Below are 18940 nucleotides of genomic sequence, written 5' to 3' on the forward strand. Positions count from 1 at the left end.
AACCTCTAACTCTAGTTCTACTAGAAAGGAGACGAGAAGTAAACGTCCGAATACGAACCGGCTATACCGGATAGATTATGAGCTTTCACTCTATAAAAGGCTGCTTTCGTATGCACGCGAGTCGGATCGATCCAGCTCTCGGCATGATCGACTTCCCGCTTGTCGTAGACGACCGTCCACGGCCCTTCCTCGCCAGCTGTCGAACGCTCGACCGTATAGTAGGCACTGCCGACAGATCCGCGCAGCACAAGCGCTGAACCCGCCTGCAAAATAACCGGCGGCTGCGGCATGGCATGCTCCGCCACCTCTAAGCCCGTCATCCGATACGCATGGGCACGCAGCTCTTGCACCCGGCCCATGACGTCTTCATTGATACCCGTTCCCGGATAATGGACGGAGAAGCCGTCAAAATGCTGAACATATCCTCCATTATCGCCATGCGGGAATAATGACCAGAACAGCGTGCCCGTTACTGCTTCTTCCGCCTCGGCAGCAGCGGTGAATGCCCATAGATCGGCATCCGGCCAGCCGTATTCGCCTTGGATGTATACTTTGCCCGCCGCCTGTACCACAAGCGCGTCTGCTACCGTTTTCTCCGCCGAAGCCGGATAGTAATGAACATCCATAATGTCCAGGCTCTTAACTTCAAGCTTTTCGGCGTCCAACTGGAACTGCTTGCCGTGCGCGACAAGATGATTGCTATCCAAGCTCTTAATAAAGTCTGCAATATCCGTTACCCACTCCACGGTCGCGTTGTTCAACTCATTGCCAAGCTCCCACGCCATAATCGTAGGGTCGTCCTTGTAAGCAACGCCTGTTACCGTGTTCACGCGAGTAACGACCTGTTCGATGTAAGCCTTGAACATCCGTACGCAGCCTTCGTTCACATAGAACTGATCGGCATCGTCCAAGCCGTTCCACCGAACGAAGGTCAGCCTTCCGCCGTGATAGTAATCCCAGTTGCAGACGAAAGGAATTATGAGCTTCAACCCGCGCATCCCCGCCTCGGCAATGGCGAAGTCGACACGGCGGAACGCTTCCTCGTTATACACGCCGGGCTCGGGCATAATCGCCTTCGGATTGCCCTGCGACGCGCCGAGCGTATGGGAGCGAACAACATTCGCCCCCATCTCAAGCGCCGTATCGAGCGCATCGATCACCCGATAAGGAGTCGGCCAATCTACGTCGTTCACGTTCTCATCCAGCCCAAGCCAGTATATATTGGGACCGGCGAAGCGGAACGACTTGCCGTCTAACATTAGACGCGAGCCTTCTCTTGTTACAAATGTAGTTGAACTCATATCTAATCAATCCTTGCTATTTGTAATTAATCATCGTTGCTGCCAAAAGCATATATCTTTATTTCCGGCAAAATCTCTCCCTGCGCTGATTGCTCGCCATCCTCCGTCAAAAACAGTTCTCCCGCCTTCCTCCGGCAGGTCATGCGAACGATGCGGCTTTCCCCGGGAAATAAAGTGAAGTAGGCATCGCTTGCTGTGATCCAATACAGATCCGTTTTCTCTTGCGGATAAATATGAAGCGCTGCTGTCGTTCCTTTATTCTCGATCAAGTAGCTCCGTTCCAGCACGCTTGCGCCTTCGCCAACTTCGGCGGAAACTAGCCTCCACGTCTCCAAATCCGTCATCGCTATAGACGCACGACTCAAGCTCAAAGCTGGTTCATACAGTGCCCCTTCATGCGTGGAGAAAATATATGGAGCTAACAAGTCCACGCTTCTATCCGATAACCCCATACGAAGTCTAACGTAGAAGAGACCGTCATCCGTTGAAGGCACCGGGCAATCAAGCTCGCCTAGACATACGACAGCATCAGGTCGGCTGTTCCCCGACCATGTACCGCTATGAAGCAGCGTACCTGCCGTATTCAGAACCTCCGCATGGACGGTCACCGGTACGCTGATCCCATCCGTCGCTGAATAGACGGGCAATGCCAACCGTTCCCCAGTTGCATAATGAAGCTTGCGATAGCTGATCCACGCATGATTCGGCGCAAAGGACTGGCGTGCCCAATAATACGCCATCTTCGTCTCGTTGTAGTAATCAACGAGATTCGTGCAGCTTACATTCGGCCATGGCTCGTTCAACTGCCAGATGAGACTGCCGCTATTGCGGAACGCCCTTCGCCGATTGGCCTCCAAAATAAATCGTAAGCCCTCACCTTGTATCCACTGACTCATATCCGCGAAGAGCGGGAGCGACCCGATCGAGCCGAACATCTCTAGATCGCGGTCATACGTATCCCACCATTCCCCGTGATGCCGCCAGACGAGACTATCCCTCATCGATACCGGCTCACGCCAGCGCTCGCCGATGAACTTGCGTATGCTCTTCACCGAGCTTAAGCCGTCGACGCCGAACTCGCTATGGAAGAGATGGTCGGCATCGCTGTACAGCTCGTAATGTCCGGGATTTCCTTGATACTTCCAATGGCCGTGCACATCATGGCTGACGCCCTTCTCATGCGTGATATATTGCACCGGCCCCGACGCCGATGTCGGCAGGAACAGCCGCTGCGCGTCATGCTCGGCGACGAGCGCCTTCAGCATCGCCAGATTCTTGTCCTCGTAGGTGGACGGGACGTTCGGCGCGCTCATCAGCTCATTCCCGCCGCTCCATACGGCGAGACTGACATGGTTGCGCCGTGTCTTAAGCGCCTGCACTGCAGTCCGACTAATTAGCTCCAGAAATGCCGGCTTCTTGGACGGCTCGTTATCGACCCCGGAGCTCGACTGGATGAACTCCTGCCAGATCATCAGCCCATGCCGGTCGCACAGTTCATACAAATACGGCTTCTCGATAATGCCGCCGCCCCATATGCGGAGCATGTTCATATTCGCTTTCTTAGCGAGATGAACGAGCCATTCATAGCGCTCAGCTCCGACGTTGCCGTATAGATGGTCGAGCGGCGTCACGTTCGCCCCGCGTATATAGATGCGCTGCCCATTGATGACAATCGTATAAGGCAAGGCATCCTCCGGGCTATCCTCGTTTTGCACATAGGCAATGGATCGGATGCCGATCCGCTGCTCCCAAGCGTCATATATTACGCCGCGGCCGATTATCCGGGCATGCAGCTGATACAGCGGTTGCTCGCCGTAGCCGTTGGGATACCAAAGCTGCGGATTGTCGATCGCAAGCTGGAACGTCACATTTTCCAAGCCAGAAGCCGCTACGACATCCGCTACGCAGCTTCCGACTTCCTTGCCCTCTGGGCTAACGACCGTCACATGCAGCTTCGGCTGTTCACCAACAGCGGCATCGCCATTTCCGGCAGTCGAATCAACCGCGAAGCGCATATCGACCAAGCCACTTCCGCTAACCGCATCCACATCCGTATGAACAGCCACTTCCTTGATTGAATACGTCTGTTTCACCTCTAGCACGACATCGTCCCACAAGCCAATATTCACGAGCCGCGTAGAGAAATCCCACTTATAGTTGAAGCGGCTTTTCTGCGTAAACGTTTCCGAGGTTTTGCCGATCTGCCCCATCTCGTCGGGCGCATGCTTAAGCACGATGAGCAATTCTACGCTCTCGCCCTCCGCGCTCAGCCCCGTTACCGGATATTGGGCAGGCTCATACATCCCGCGATGCTCCCCAAGCAACCTCCCATTCCAATAGATAAGCGCCTCGTAATCGATCCCCTTGCATACCAGATCGACGGCATGCGCCGAAGCCGAAGCTTTAAGAGCTGGCATCGCGAACTCGGTCCGATACACCCACCAACGATTTTCGACCCATTCGCAGCGGATGCTGTTCAAGTCCTCGTACGGGTTCTCGATGAGCCCAGCCTTGAACAAGTCCTGATGGACGCCTCCCGGTACGGTCGCCGGCATCCATTCCGTCACGCCGAGCAGCTCATTGCCGATCTCCATGCTCGTCCCCTTCAGCGGGACCCAAGGCCAGAAGCCTTTCAGCTCCCATTTGCATTCGCGAAGCGACAGTTCCTTAGGCATTGCTCGTTCCCCCTAGCCTTTCACCGCGCCATTCATGACGCCGGAGAAAATATACTTTTGCAGAAAAAGGTACAGCAGCACGGTCGGAACCATAATGATCAGAATCGCCGCGCATATAAAGCCCCACTCCGCTTGATTGTTGCCCGCGAAGCGCATGATCGACGTTGACACGACGACCAGCTCCTGCTTCGGCATATAGAGGAACGGAATGTACAACTCGTTGTATATATTGATCGTTTTCAAAATAATAAGCGTCGCCGTCGCAGGCCCAAGCAACGGGAAAATAATGCTTCTATAAATACGGAACAAACTCGCTCCGTCCATCATGCCGCTCTCGTCGAGCTCGTACGGAATGTTCTTGATGAACTGCAGATAGATGTAGATCTGGATAACGTCCGCTCCAATAAACAATAGAATCGGCGCGCCAAGCGAGTTGTACAGCCCCAGCGACTGAATCAAGGAGAAAACGACGACCTGCGTCGTAATCGTCGGGATGATCGTAGCGACTAGGAATGCGCCCAACACGACATTTTTGCCGCGAAAATCAATCCGCCCCACCGCGTAAGCAACCATCGTGCCTAATATCACGTTGCCGATCAAGGAAGCGACGACAATAACGAGCGTATTGCCGAATGCATCAATGATGTTCGCCCGGTCGATGACCGTCGCGAAATTGTCGAAATTGAAGAAGCTCTTCGGAAGCGCGAACGGGCTTGCATTCTCGTTCTCGCCCTTGAACGCGTTGACGAACACGACATAAGGCGGGAACAACACGATGAACACCGCGACTGCCAGCAGTACGTACTTCAGCCCGTGGACCAAATCCCATTTTTTCGCCGACATGCGTTATTCCCCCTTCCGGTTGATGACTGTATTCTGGATGCCCAGTATGATTGCGGTTATAAGCAGCAGTACGACGCTCATCGCCGATGCCAAGCCAAAGTTGTTGAATTGGAAAGCCGTCTCGATCGTCTTCATGAGGAACGTCTCGCTGGCACCGGCCGGTCCGCCCTTCGTCAGCACGAACGGCAGATCGAATACCGCAAGCGCCCCGCTCAAGGTTAGGAACATGTTGAGCTGAATGATTTTCGTCAAGTTAGGCAGTGTTAGGTACCATAAAGTCTGGAATCGATTCGATCCGTCGATCTTGGCCGCCTCGTACATATCGCCCGGAATCGACTGCATCGCGCCCAAGTAGATGACCATGTTGTAGCCCATGAAGCGCCAGAAACCGATCGACGCGAGCGAAAAGTTAACGATCGACGTATTGCCAAGCCAGCTCTGCTGCAGCGACTCTAGGCCAAGGAAGCCAAGGATCGCGTTCAGCGAGCCGTTCGTCGTATCGAATACATATTGGAACATAAAGGCGACAGCCACTGCGTTCATAATAAAGGGAAGAAAGAGCATGACGCGGAACACGTTTCTTCCTCGAAGTGTCGAATTGAGAATAACGGCAAATACGATTGCGATAATGTTCTGAATAATACCGATAATGACGTATGGAATCTGATGCAGAAATACGCCGAACAAGTCTGGATTTCTGAATACTTCCTTATAGTTCTCGAATCCGAGCCAATGGCTCGCATCGCTGATGCCGTCCCAGTCGGTGAAGCTTAAGTAGACGAGTCTGACGGCGGGATAATACGTGAATAACAAGAGCAGCGCGAGCGGAATCGCGAGGAATCCCACGAGTATAAGCTTTCGTTGCGTTTTGTAGGGCATGCTGTTCATAGAATAAGTTCACTCCATTTCCTTTCATTACGAGGGCGAGTACATTCAGCCGCTCAAAGCAAGAAGGTGGATTACCAGGCATTCCCGCCCGATAACCCACCTTCGCCTCTCGAAGCTGCGTTTAAGCGCCTTGCCTTACTTTACGATCGCTTTTTTCGCTTTTGCCCACTCTGCGTTGTACTTGTCGAGAATCTTCTGCGGATCCTTCGCCAGCACGAACTCTTGAGCGAACGCTTCCTTCGTAATTTGAGCTTTGTTCACGATTTGCGTTGTTACTTCATCATCGGATACCGCTTCGATGTAAGTCGGATTGAAGCTGTTGAATTCAGCCAATTGAGCCACATTCGGCGCTTTGTCCTTCAGTACCGGAATGAAACCAGCGAAGTCGTCGAAGCCCGATTCCTCCAGCATCCATTTCACGAACGCTTTAGCCGTTGCGAGGTTTTTGCTGTCCTTATTGACGCCGTAGCCCCAGTCCGGAGCAAGCGCAACGTTCAGCTTGCCGGAATTGTCATACGGAAGTGGGAAGAAGCCGACATTGTCGTCCGTCGTACCGCTTTGAACCACTTGCGGAATAACCCAGTTGCCAAGCATGAACATCGCGAACTTGCCGCTTGCTACATCCTTCTTCGATTGCTCCCAGTTCGTCGAGTTAACGTCCGGCTCCAGGTAGCCTTTCTCGTACATCGTGCGGATAATCGTCATCCCTTGACCGTAAGCGTTGTCCATCTGGTAAGGAGCGTCGGAATCTTTGCGCTCATTGTTCAGGTTCGCATTGCCGGCGATCGAAGTCGGCACTTCAGAACCCCACGGGTAGAGCGGCCATTGATCCTTGAAGTTGGATGCGAGCGGCACGATGCCTTTCGCTTTCAGCTTCTCGGCTGCTGCGTAGAACTCGTCGAGCGTTTTCGGAACGGCCGTAATGCCCGCATCTGTAAACGCTTTCTTGTTGTACACGATGCCAGTCGTCGTCGCGCCTGCCGAGATCCCGTATACTTTGCCCTCATAGGCTTTATAGTCTTTGAAGTAGATGCGGTCGTTCAGACCCAAGTCGTCCAGCGGGGCAAAATATTTCGGCAGGTCCGAGTTCGGAACTGTCGGAATAAGCACAACGTCAGGGAACTCGCCGGAAGCGATACGAATCTTCGTCGTTTGGTCCAAATCGGTAACCGCCTCGAACTTCACGTCCGCGTTCGGATATTTTTCTTTGAAGCGCTTCGCGTAGTCCACGTACTCCTTGTCAACCATGTCCGTACGGTTCGTCAGGAAAGTGATCGTGCCGCTAATGTCTTCGCCGCCAGCTTCTTCACCGCCGCCGTTGTTCGCCGGAGCGTTCGTGCTGGTGTTGTTGCTGCCCTCGTTCTTGCCATTGCCGTTACCACTATTGCCGTTTCCGTTGCCGCCGCACGCTGCCAGAATAACCGTCAGCATGACAATCGTCAGTAAAGACAACATCGATTTTTTCATGGTGTTTCCCCCTAAAAAATTATTATCGATTACACTTATGAACTTTAACATACTGAAACTTTTAATTCAACATATTTTAATTTAATTTAACTAAATTTATATTTTTAAGTTCCTCCGTAGGTTAGCCGCCGATTTCTCCGCTACTCACGAACCGGCAAACTACCGTCCCACAAAATAACTGGAAAAACTCCTGTTATTTCGCCACGTTCTCCCCCTGTTTATGTAATAGCTGGAATAACTCCCGTTAATTCAGTTGAAATTTCCGTTAACTCGATAGATTGCTGAAATTAACGGGAGAGACTCCAGTTATTTTTCTGTTGTCTCGATATTCCGTCGAATTAGCGGGAGGAAATCCCGTTATTTTCACTAATATCTGCTACAAATCCACGCAAAAAAACACCTGTCGCGATGACAGGTGTTCCTCTAGTTTAATACGTTAACGCTGCTCGATCACTTTGACTGATGCGCGCTCCATCAGCGTCGTTGACAGCAATACATGCTCCGGCGTGCTGTCGGGGCTCTCGATCCGGCGCATGATCATAAGCGCGGCGCGGCTGCCGATATCGGCCTTTGGTACGCGAACCGTCGTAAGCTTCGGATGCATGAATTCGGTCAGCGTCAGATCGTCGAAGCCGATGATCGATACGTCGCTCGGACAGCTTAGGCCCGCTTTGCCAAGCGCCTTCAGCGCTTCGAAAGCGGTCAAGTCATTCGCGCAGAACAGACCGGTGACGGGATCCGTTCCCTTCACCTGCTCTTGCAGCGCCATATCGAACTCGTCCGCTACGTACATGCCTTTGCCGCTGACGCCAATGCCTTCAATGCTGCAGAAGCTCGCTTTGCTCTTCTCGGCTGCCGTGCCCTTCCGGTTGAAATCCCGGATCGCTTCCTCGAAGCCGCGGCTCCGCTCCCTGAAGCTCCACGACGTATCCGCATCGCCTACGAAGCCAAGTCTTCGATGGCCGGCCGCAAGCAAATATTCCGTCGCTTGATAAGCGCCAAGGAAGTTGTTCGCCAGCACATGATCGATCGACGCATCAAGCAAATTCGCATCCACCATCACGAAGGGGAAGCTGCTTGCCTTGAGCGCCTCGATATAGCTGTCCGGCAGATGTCCCATCACGACGGCGCCATCCACCTTATTCTCGTATATGCTTGAAGGAAGCCCCTCTCTTGGCGGGAGCGCGATATCAATGCTCGACAGAATCATGCTGAAGCTATGATTCGCCAGCTCCTTCTCGATGCCATGAATGACCTTTCCCCAATATTCCATATCGTCCAAGTACGCGCGCGGCATCAATACGGCGAGATTGCCGGTGCGTGCGGACGGAGCTGGCCTGCGCGGATTTTTCAATCGATAACCCATCGCTTCTGCCGTCTCCCAGATCGTTTCCTTCGTTCCCTCGTTGACCGCCGGATCGTTGGACAACGCCTTAGAGACGAGCGCCTTCGAGACGTCGAGCTTGTCCGCAATCATTTGGAGCGTAACTTTCTTAAGCAACCGTAATCCCTCCTCCCAGTTCATCTCTCTTAATTACATACAATATAGAATCCTTCAACAAATTTCAACACATAACACGCAATTAGCCAAAAAAATATTGCACATGCTCACACAATAGCATCCGTCCGCCTTGCTACTGCCTCTATCCGCCTACCTAAATCAAGCTGCAGCATACGGACATCACAGGCCCTAATAGCGGCTTTCTCGCTCATTCCGATCACTTGCGGACACAGTTGACCTCATAGAGCTCCATACCACTATTTTCAGACCTATTTAGTCTATTCCCGAGCAATTAGTGTCTTGTGAGTCCGTTAGGCGAATCATTTGGGCGGGATCGCAACAGTTAAGGTCCAATGTGTCCGCAAAGACGGTGTCGCTGGTGTGAGGAACAGCGCCGAAATTCTTCGCGAGCTTGCCCTAACCCAAAAAGGGAGACCGGGCATATTCCCGGTCCCCTTGTCAGACGCTGCCGCTACTGCTGAAGCAGCTTGTAAATGACTTGTGCGCTTTCGGCTCTGGTTGCATTGCCGCGCGGAAGGAAGCTACCTTTCCCGTCGCCTTGCAACAGCTTCAGTTCGAAGGCTGCATCAACAGCCGCCTTCGCCCAGCCGCTAATAGCAGCGGCATCCTTGAACGCTGCCGGTTCCGCAGCTGCAAGTGCTGGCGTACCGCTGCGCTTCGAATAAGCGCGCACGAGCATAACCGTCATCTCCTCGCGCGTAATCATCTCGTTCGGCGCGAACGTTGTCGCGCTGCGGCCATTCACGATGCCGCCGCGAACAGCCGTCGCTACCGCGGCCGAATACCAGCTATCGCCAGCCACGTCGGCAAACGTCGACGTGCCTGTCGCTTCCCAGCCGAGCGCGCGGACGAGCATCGCTGCGAATTGCGCACGCGTCACGGTCGCGTTAGGCGCGAAGCTGGTCGCACTTACGCCTTCAATCACTTGCTTCGCCGCGAGCTCCTGCACCGCAGCGCTTGCCCAGTGCGAGGATGGCACATCGGTGAAATTTTTGTTGTAGCGTATGATGCCATACGTGCTGAAATGGTTCACATCCGCGCTAAGCGATGTGCCTTCCTTACCATTGCCGGCATATACGATACGTCCATCACCGCTAACATAGTAGAGCCCGATAAATCCGTCCGCAACGTTAGATGAAGCTTTCAGCTTCACTGTAATTGGCGCAGCGAAGGCAGATAGCTGCTTAACTTCGCCCGCTGCATTAGTAACAGACAATTCAAAGTCGTAGAACTCGCCTGCCGCAATGAGCTCAGCAGCATGGTTCGCGCTTGCCGAAGCTAATAGCTTCGCAATACGGTCAGCATCCGCTTTGAGCATTTTGATCGTAATGAAGGCATTTCCCTGCTCATCCTTAACAAGCGCTGCCAACTGCTTCAATACTTCAGCCGGAATAACAAGCTCCGCTCCCGCTCCAGCCACGGCAAGATCAGCATCGCCGATCCACTCTGCAGCGCCTGCAGGAACTTGGATGCCAAACGCATTGGCGGCTAGCGACAATACGCCATCTTCTATTGCTGCAGCGATATCGGCTTGCGAATAAGCTTTTGGCTTGCCGGTCTCTTCAGGCGCTGTTCCCCCGCCCGAGTTGCCTCCGCCCGACTCTTCGCCTTCGCCGTCCCCAGGTCCGCCGCCCGTCAGATTACCGGTACGGATCAGCTCTACATCGTCGGCAACGATCCAGCTTCCCGCAACCGAATCCGAGTAGAACGAAATCGTAAGCTTGCCATTCTTCACCTGAATGCCGCTAATACGTTGCTGAACCCAAGTGGATTCACCTTGCTCAATGGCATCGCTAAGCATCGCGCCGCCGTAACCGCTCGCTCTCATTTCCGCCTTCGCCTGACCGCCCTTCGATCTCGTCCAAGCCCGCAGCTCATACGTGCCGTCCTTCAAACCCGTCACTTCCTGCGACGTCGTTATCTTATAGGCAACGTCTTTCCAATGAGCAAGCTGATAGCTGCCGGAATGGCTGGACGCCGATGCTTCCATCTTGGTCGTGCCGTCCGTCACAACATCTCCCGCTTCATTCATACTAACCCATGAGTCTGGCAGCATCGCGCCAGACGACGCGTCTACCGTGAAGCTCTCGAAGCCGCCGTTAACCGCGTAGTTGATGTTACCGATCTTCGTCAGCGACACATCGTCGACGGAGATCCAGAAGTCGCCCGCGGTGCTCTTCGAGCGGAACGCAATCGCAAGCTCGCCATCCGTAACTGCGATGCCCGTTATCGTCTGCTTCACCCATGTGCCTTCACCCGCTTCGATCGGTTCGCTCACCGCGGCCTCGCCAGACGCCGCAGCCGTCATCTCCGCAAGCTGCGGATTGCCGTCCTTCGAGCGTGTCCAAGCGGTCAGCTCGTAGATCCCTTCAGCCAAGCCCGTCACCTTCTGCGAAGAGATGGCCTCATAAGGGCTGCCGTTATAATGAACGAGCTTGTAGTCGCCCGTACGCGCGTTGCCCTCCAGCTTCACGATGCCATTCGTGATATCATTGCCCTCGGCATCCTTATGCGTCCAATGCTTAGGCAGCAATGGCCATGCGGCCGCATCGACCACTTCATCGAAGCTGCCGTTCAAGCTGTAATTGGTCGTATCGACCGGGTCCGTGCCGCCGCCGTTCTCGATCTCCTGATACGTATTGCCCGGTACGTTAACATTCACCATTATCGTATCCGAGACAATAGCCGTCTCGTCATACAGCTCGATCGCCGCGCGTATCTCGCGGCCTTCGCCGTTCACCATGCGCGGAATGTCATAGCTCCAAGCACCTTCTTCATTAATCAGAGCATTGAACTGCTGCTGTCCGACTCGGATCGTGACATACTCGCCGGCAGGACCCGTTCCGCTTACCGTGTAAGGAAACGCCGCTACTACCTCTGCCTCTTGCCCTTCGCCCTCCTGCGCATCGTTAATCGTCACCGACGCATTCGCCAATTTCTCGTTAAATAGAGCGCCGTTAATGTCGTCGATATACACCGTGCCCGAGGTCGCTTTCGTTTTCCCTTCATCTTTGTTGATATAGATGGAGAAAGCAATTATGTTCTTGCTGGCATCCGGCACGGCATTTGCGTCCCCGCCATACCAGCTCGGATGTCTGAACTTCGCGAACGGCACGTACATCAGCCTTGCGTCCGTGCCTTTGATCGTCGTCGACGTCTCCCAGAACTTCCCGTCCTCCGTCGTGAACTGAATGACGAGCTTGTTATACGAGTCGTCCGGTTTGAACCACATCGAGAAACCGTCATAACCCGACAGGTTCAAGTAATTCGGGTTCAGCGTGGCGCCAGCATAACCGGCCGCAGCTACATCGTAATCGAGCTTAAGCCCGTAAGCGCCTTCCGACTTGTGCTCGCCCGTAAGCGACACATCGAACTTGCCGCCGCCTGAATTCCGACTGTATGCCTTCTGCACAAGCGTATCGTACCCGCCGTAGCTCTCATAATTGTCCAGCTTCGTCGCGCTCGCTACCCGAATGTCGTCCAAGTAGATCGTGCCGCTATTCGCGCTTGCCGCAGCATCGGAGCTGACATAGATGGAGAACGACTGAACGTCGCCCATATCCATGCCCGCGACCGGCGTATCCCAAGACGGTTGCTCGAATTCATCATACTTGATCTGAATCGTGCGCCCTTCCGTTCCGGACAGCGCCTTCTCCGCTTCCCATACGGAATGGTCCCCCAGCTTGAATCTGAAACGCAGCTTATTGCCCGAATCATCCGGCGTTACCCATGCTTGCAAGGCGTCGAAGCCGGACAAGTCCGCTCCTCCGAGCTCCTTCGTCAAACCTGCATAATAATTGGCGTCAAAACCGTAATCCACCTTCATGCCGTAGCTGCCGCCGTTTTTGACGACACTCTCAATGGATGCCTCAATAGCGTCGCCGCCGTCATCTGCCGTATAGGCTTCCTTCAACTTCTCATCGTTGCCGAAGTAATACTCCCCATCCTCCAGCACGTTAACCGGCGGTTTATCGGTGAGCGGGATCATATGCTTGCCATAACCGATTTCCACTCGCGTCACGGTCAACCCATCGTCCACCGCTCCTGCCGGGAAACCCACTTTCAAGTAACGAGTGCCCGTCTTCACGGCAAAATCGGAATAAATCGTCGTTACGCTGTCATCCTCGTTCACGATCGACTGTACCGCAGACTGCACCTCCGTGAAGTGCACGCCGTCAAGCGAAGCCTCGAAGGTTAGCGGAGCAGCGCCAGCTGCCGCGGATTTACTCATGACCCGATACGAATTGATGTCGCCGCCCGTACGGTACTGCACAAATCCCGCCTCGGCGTCTTCAACCGTCAGCGCTCCATCCGCCACTGCCATATTCGCGCTCATCGCATCCGGCAAATCCGTGAATTCGGAATCGACGATGAAGCCGCCGCGCGTTATCGGTTCAAGCGCCACATAACCTTCACCGTCATACAAATACTCCAGTTCCACGCGATCTACGCGAAGCGAGGAATTTCCCGGGACGAGTAGCTTCACGAAACGTGTATCCGCAGGCAAATCCGTCAGCGTGTACACTTTTCCATCGGCATCATCAGCTACGGATACACTTTCCTCGGGCGCCTCTGCAAACCCACCATTCGTCGCGGAAATCATAAACTGCGGCACGCCGCCTCCAAGCGTTTTCACCGCGAGACGATGAATCGGCACAGGCGAGCCGTAAGTCAAATACCCGAACTCGGCTCCCGTTACCGAAGCCTTGAAGCCGACACCTTGCTCATTCCATACGTCTGCATTCGTTACGAGATTTGCAGAATGATCGTAAGCATATACTTTCCGCTTCTCGTTATCGTTATAGAGCAGGCTAAGCTCATCCGTTACGATATGCGTCGCAGTCGTCTCTACGATATTCGACCAATCGGATGCTCCGCTTTCATTAACGCCTCTTACGCGGTAATAGTAATGCTCGCCGGTAATCGCCAGCTCGTCATGGAACGCAGGCGTCCCCGCTCTGCCGCCATCGGAGAAGCTCTCCTCCACCGTTACCCAATCGTTGCCGTCCCTAGAGCGCTGAATCTCGTAGCCAGCCGCACCGACCGAGCCCTTCCATTTCATATTCGCGACCGAATCGATATCGAACAGTACCGGTGCATTCGCAGGTACGGAAATAGCCGGCACGTCGCTATCTTTCTCTCTATCATCGATATTCATATAGTGCGCGTACTTATAGACCGTACGTATAATGTTCGTCTCGTCGTACCAATCGCCGGAAGAGAAGCCCGGCCAGTGATAGGAAGACCAGTTGCCCGGGTCCTCGTCATGCCAAAGGAAGCCGCCGTCGTCCTTATGCGGACGAAGACTCCAGATCATGACGCCGCTCGTACCGTTCTGCAGCGCCGTATTGAACAGAGCGTCCACCGGAGCCGCCTTTGTATACAAGCCGAATTCGCCTAGAATGTAAGGCTTCTTCCCCGTGGCCGAAGCGCGGTCCGCATTGATTTTATCGATAAAGTTGCCCGTATAAAAATGGTTCCCCACCACGTCGATATTCGGATCCGCGAGCGAATCCGGATGGATCGCGAACCGTCCGTCGAGCACTAGCTGCTCCGGATGCTCGGACTGGATATACGCCGCCATCTCGGTCGTCCACGCCTGCGGGAACTTATCCTGGTTGTAGCCGCCAAGCTCGTTGCCCGTCTCCCATGCCAGAATCGCCGGATCTTCCTTGTACACCACGCCTGTGTACGAGTTGACGCGGTTCATCGTATAGCTGATAACCTGCTTGAAATCCGCTTTGATCGCAGGGTCCGTGTAAAAATTCCAAGCGTCAGGGTCGTTCGCCGCATCGCCCGAGATCGGGTAGCCGCGGAACGCCGCATAGCTCTCGATGCCGCCGGTCCACTGCCATTGGTCAACGAACGGGATGATAACCCGCACGCCGTATTGATTCGCCAAAGCGAGCAAACGGTCGAGCTTCTTGAAGTTCTCTTCGTTGAACTGCATGACCCCGTCCTCGTCCGGTCCCAGCACATAAGCGCTCGAAACATTCGAATCGTCATATCGCTTAACCGGCAGCACATAGCTGCGCGTCACTTTGCCGCCCATCTCCGCCAGCGTGCGAATCGCATCCTCCTGCGCGAACGGCGTATCGCTAATGCCTCCCGGATAATTGAGCGACGCGAACCGGAACAGCTCTCCGTTCAGCTTCAGCGTATCTTTCGTCTCCGGATCAACCTCGACGAAGCCGTCCAGCACCGATGTCCACGCTTCTCCGGTCTCCCCCTGCTCCTCGGCCGCAGAGACCGCCCCTACTGCAATCGTATTGAACAAAAGCACGATAAGCGTTAACCATGTTATTTTCCTCAAAACCGTATTCCTCCTTTATTGCTTTTCTATCCGCATAAGCCGCAATCCGCTATCTCAACCTTTCACCGACCCGATAAGCGCCCCTTTGACAAAATGTTTTTGCAAGAAAGGGTACACGAGCAGAATCGGTATGCTCGACACGATAATCGAAGCCATCTTGATCGTGAACTCGTTCACGTCTCCTTGGTAACTGACCGATATGCCCGCCTGCATAATGGCAGCGGACGTATTGCTGATCAGATCCTTCAGCACCATCTGCAGCTGCCACATATCCTTCTCCGTCACATACAGCACCGACGAGAAGAAGTCGTTCCAATACCAGACCGCAATAAATAGCCCAATCGTGGCCATTACCGCATTCGACAGCGGAAGCACGATGCGGAAGAAGACGGTCAAGTCGTTCGCTCCGTCGATCTTGGCCGCTTCCTCCAGCTCATCGGGAATGCCGCGGAAGAAGCTCTGCATGACGAAAATATTCCACGCCCCCAGCGCCGCCGGCAAGATGAGCGCCCAATAGGTGTCAATCATATGCAGTTCCTTGATCAGCAGATAAGACGGAATAAGACCGCCGCTGAACAGCATCGTGAACAGAATGAGGAACGAGAAGAGCATTCTGCCGCGAAGCCTCCGCTTCGAGATCGCATAAGCGGTCGTCGCCGTGAGGAACGTGCCGATAACCGTTCCGCCGATCGTCGTTATAACCGTTACTTTGAAGCCCGATAAGATCGATACATTTTGCAGCACCGCCTCATAAGCCGAGATTGAGAAGCCGGCCGGCTTCAAGAAGAAGCCGCCGTTTGCCACATATACCGGATCGCTGAACGAGCCCATCACCATATACCAGAACGGATAAAGCATCAGCAGCATGACTGCGATGAAGAACAAATAGTTCGCGTATGAAAAAATTTTTTCGCCTACAGATAGACTCAAGTTTGCTCCTCCTTTACCACAGGCCATCCTGCCCGCTCAGCTTCACCAGCTTGTTGACGGACACGATCAGCACCATAGCCACAAGCGACTTGAACAGACCGGCCGCCGTTGCATAGCTGTAATTCGCTTCCTGTATGCCGACCCTGTACACATACGTATCGATAATGTCGCCAACCTCGTAGACGAGCGGGCTGTAGAGCAAGAACACTTGCTGGAAGCCGGCCTCAAGAATGTTCGCGAGGCTTAGAATGACCAAAATAATAATGACGGGGCGAATAGCCGGCAGCGTCACATGCCACATTTGGCGAGCTTTGTTCGCCCCGTCCATCCGGGCCGCCTCGTACAGATCGGCATTCACTCCGGCGATCGCCGCCAGATAGATGATCGTTCCCCAACCTACCTCCTTGTACACGTCGCTAATGACGAGTATCGAGCGAAAATAGGAGGTGTTCCCGAGAAAATCAATAGGATTCCCGCCAAACTTCGCAATCACCGTATTAATCAGGCCGTCCACCGGATTCAGAAAAGAAATGATGACGCCCGAAAAAATAACCCAGGACACGAAATGCGGCAAATAGATGATCGATTGCGTCACTCGCTTGAATGCAAGATGCCTCAGCTCGTTCAGCAGCAGCGACAGCACGATCGGAATGGTGAAGGAGGCTGCCAGCTTGTATAGGCTGATGAGCACCGTGTTACGCAATATTTCGTAGAAATCAGGGGAGCCGAACAAGCGGGTGAATTGATCCAATCCAACCCACTCGCTCCCTCCTACTCCCTTGAAAATGTTGTAATCCTGAAAGGCGATGACAATGCCGTACATCGGCGCATACCGAAATACGAGAATAAGCAGTAGACCCGGCAACAGTAGCAGATACAAATATTTATCCCGGACCAAGTCCTTCCACAGCGCCCTACTGGAGGCAACGCTGGTCTTACCGACGATAGGCGACGTCTCTCTTAATGCCTCCATTCCGCTTCCCCTCCTGCCTTGCCGGTTTATTTGAACGGCTCAATGTTCGTCTCATACCATTTGTCGTACTCGACATAATCCTGTTGCTGCTTCTCGAATAGGCCGGCAGCTTCCTCATCGATCTGTTTGCCGCCGAGCTTCTCGTATTGCTTCACGAAGTCGTCGAACGCGCTTGCCGGCTTCTTGCCCGTAATGATGAGCCAGAACAACTCGTCGCGCACTTTCTTGATGTCCGCCGAATATTTGTCCCACTCCGGTCTGTCGAGCGCTTTGAACACAACGATCTTGTCGCGCATCGGCTGCGACGTCTCCAACTTCTTCTCGAACAGCTCCGTAACGGCAGGCACGTTCTTGATATTCGCCGCGTCCTTGCGCTGAATGTACCAGCCGAAGTTGCCAAGTCCGAGCTTATTGCCTTCGTCCGGCGTAATCGTCGGCGTGAAGATGCCGTCCTTCATCTCGTAATGCTCGCCTTCCTTGCCGAACGCGAGGAGCTTAAATGTATCCGGTGTTGCCATCGTGTTCAGCACTTGAACGGCGCTGTCCGCATCGGCCGCATCCGTTACGACCAAGTAACACCAGCCAATGCGCGGATCGGGTTGATCCGAACCGAAGCCGTCTGGTCCTGTGACAGGATCGATCGCGATATATTCGCCTGTCGGGTTCAGCTTCTTGAACGAAATGGCTGCCGAGTTGCCCGGGTTGAAATAATCGACGAAGCGGTAGAACGAGCCGACCTTGCCCGATGCGAAAATCTCGTTAACCTTCTCGTCGTCGCTGTTCGCCGCCGTCGACATGCGCGGATCGATAACGCCTTCCTTATAAAGCGTCTGCAGCAGCTCCAGCACAGGCTTCACTTCCGGCATAACCGAGCCGAACTTCACGCTTCCGTCTTCTTGTTTAATGAAGTTTTCCACATCGACGCCGTAGGCATAGAAGAACGGAGCAAGACTGCGATAATAGTTGTCGCCGGACAAGCCGTATGTGTCCTTCTTGCCATTGCCGTCCGGATCGTCGTTCGCGAACGCGCGCAGCACCGCGACGTACTCATCGAGCGTCTTAGGCACTTGCAGGCCGAGGTTATCGAGCCAATCCTTGCGCAGAATCGTTGTCATGTAGCTCGCTTCCGGTACGTCGCCGGGAATGCGGAACATTTTGCCGCTGCTGTCCCAGTGGTAGAACAACGTATCTTTCGAATAATAATTGATGATTTCTTTGCCGTACTTCTGAAGCGAAGGCGTTACGTCTTGAACGACGCCCGCGTCTATCCACTTCAAAAACTCCTTCGTATCGCCCGTCCACAGAATGCCGGGGCGCGTATCCTTCGCGCTCATGAGCAGGTTGATCTTCGTATTAAGCTCCGACCAATCCGGCAGGAACACCGGCTGCACGTCAACCGTTCTGCCCATACTAGCCGCAAGCTGTTCCTCCAGCGTCTTCTCGGCCCACGAATCCGGCGTCTTCGGCCCGGCCATCAGCGCCATGCTGATGGCAAGCGGCGCGGCCGGCTCATCCGTTGCCGCATCATTCGTTGCGGCTGGATCGTTGCCATTCTTGTTACCGTTTACATTATTGCCTGAACCTGAGTTGCCCGAGCACGCCGACAACGCCAGCATAGCCGCCAGCGACGCCGTAATAACCGCATTTCTCTTCTTCATTGCCAATCCCCCGCTTCGTTCATATTGAGCAAGCATTTCAACAAAAGTTTCAACTTTTAATTGAACACGCTTACATTAACAGCTTCATTGTATTATTTCATTTCGTTTTTGTAAACAAATATTTTAACAAATTTATTTAAGTTGTAATTTTGTTTATGAAGCTAAATACCAACACATTGATGACAATCCCTTATCACACGGGGTACATCGACCAAAACGCCGCTTTAAAATAGATTTCAAATCGATTGGTCCTGTTTATTAAGTTATATGTCGTTAACATTATGTTGAATTAAGTTGAAATTTAAGCTATATCCCCTAACACCTCTCTCCTCCTACAGACGGAGTTAAATTACGTCCTGTGGACGCTGGG

Annotated in this window: 10 protein-coding genes; all 10 read right to left on the minus strand. The window is 53.6% G+C overall.

The window, feature by feature from the left end; genetic code table 11:
- Positions 1 to 20 precede the first annotated feature (20 nt).
- The 10 genes from AC1DF0_RS01370 to AC1DF0_RS01415 all read right to left on the minus strand — a co-directional run bounded on the left by AC1DF0_RS01370 (position 21) and on the right by AC1DF0_RS01415 (position 18570).
- The gene (locus tag AC1DF0_RS01370) at positions 21 to 1301 is read right to left on the minus strand and encodes a glycoside hydrolase 5 family protein (RefSeq protein WP_477572823.1); all 1281 of its coding nucleotides are present in this window, start codon (positions 1299 to 1301) and stop codon (positions 21 to 23) included.
- A gap of 26 nt (positions 1302 to 1327) precedes the next feature.
- Positions 1328 to 3976: a glycoside hydrolase family 2 protein gene (locus AC1DF0_RS01375; protein ID WP_477572824.1), complete on the minus strand. Its 2649-nt coding sequence runs from the start codon at positions 3974 to 3976 to the stop codon at positions 1328 to 1330.
- 12 nt (positions 3977 to 3988) lie between these two features.
- Positions 3989 to 4819 (minus strand): carbohydrate ABC transporter permease, encoded by an 831-nt coding sequence (locus AC1DF0_RS01380; protein ID WP_477572825.1) that lies wholly within the window; start codon positions 4817 to 4819, stop codon positions 3989 to 3991.
- Positions 4820 to 4822: 3 nt separating this feature from the next.
- Complete coding sequence (locus AC1DF0_RS01385) at positions 4823 to 5707, minus strand: carbohydrate ABC transporter permease (RefSeq protein WP_477572826.1); 885 nt, start codon at positions 5705 to 5707, stop codon at positions 4823 to 4825.
- 135 nt (positions 5708 to 5842) lie between these two features.
- The gene (locus AC1DF0_RS01390; RefSeq protein WP_477572827.1) at positions 5843 to 7174 is read right to left on the minus strand and encodes an ABC transporter substrate-binding protein; all 1332 of its coding nucleotides are present in this window, start codon (positions 7172 to 7174) and stop codon (positions 5843 to 5845) included.
- A gap of 436 nt (positions 7175 to 7610) precedes the next feature.
- Positions 7611 to 8675 (minus strand): LacI family DNA-binding transcriptional regulator, encoded by a 1065-nt coding sequence (locus AC1DF0_RS01395; protein WP_442052186.1) that lies wholly within the window; start codon positions 8673 to 8675, stop codon positions 7611 to 7613.
- Positions 8676 to 9147: 472 nt separating this feature from the next.
- Positions 9148 to 15009 (minus strand): S-layer homology domain-containing protein, encoded by a 5862-nt coding sequence (locus tag AC1DF0_RS01400; protein WP_477572828.1) that lies wholly within the window; start codon positions 15007 to 15009, stop codon positions 9148 to 9150.
- 54 nt (positions 15010 to 15063) lie between these two features.
- Entirely contained in the window at positions 15064 to 15939 is an 876-nt protein-coding gene (locus tag AC1DF0_RS01405) for a carbohydrate ABC transporter permease (RefSeq protein ID WP_442052184.1), read from the minus strand.
- Between the two features lie 13 nt (positions 15940 to 15952).
- On the minus strand, positions 15953 to 16912 hold the full coding sequence (locus AC1DF0_RS01410) for an ABC transporter permease (protein WP_477572829.1): 960 nt from the start codon (positions 16910 to 16912) through the stop codon (positions 15953 to 15955).
- A gap of 26 nt (positions 16913 to 16938) precedes the next feature.
- Complete coding sequence (locus AC1DF0_RS01415) at positions 16939 to 18570, minus strand: type 2 periplasmic-binding domain-containing protein (protein ID WP_477572830.1); 1632 nt, start codon at positions 18568 to 18570, stop codon at positions 16939 to 16941.
- Between the last annotated feature and the right edge of the window lie 370 nt (positions 18571 to 18940).

Source organism: Paenibacillus sp. 05T425 (assembly GCF_056396205.1).

What these genes read in the sequence shown, in the direction of transcription:
- AC1DF0_RS01375 (WP_477572824.1), bottom strand. Translation starts at nt 3,976, where the DNA reads ATGCCTAAGGAACTGTCGCTTCGCGAATGCAAATGGGAGCTGAAAGGC.
- AC1DF0_RS01380 (WP_477572825.1), bottom strand. Translation starts at nt 4,819, where the DNA reads ATGTCGGCGAAAAAATGGGATTTGGTCCACGGGCTGAAGTACGTACTG.
- AC1DF0_RS01410 (WP_477572829.1), bottom strand. Translation starts at nt 16,912, where the DNA reads ATGGAGGCATTAAGAGAGACGTCGCCTATCGTCGGTAAGACCAGCGTT.
- AC1DF0_RS01415 (WP_477572830.1), bottom strand. Translation starts at nt 18,570, where the DNA reads ATGAAGAAGAGAAATGCGGTTATTACGGCGTCGCTGGCGGCTATGCTG.
- AC1DF0_RS01385 (WP_477572826.1), bottom strand. Translation starts at nt 5,707, where the DNA reads ATGAACAGCATGCCCTACAAAACGCAACGAAAGCTTATACTCGTGGGA.
- AC1DF0_RS01370 (WP_477572823.1), bottom strand. Translation starts at nt 1,301, where the DNA reads ATGAGTTCAACTACATTTGTAACAAGAGAAGGCTCGCGTCTAATGTTA.
- AC1DF0_RS01390 (WP_477572827.1), bottom strand. Translation starts at nt 7,174, where the DNA reads ATGAAAAAATCGATGTTGTCTTTACTGACGATTGTCATGCTGACGGTT.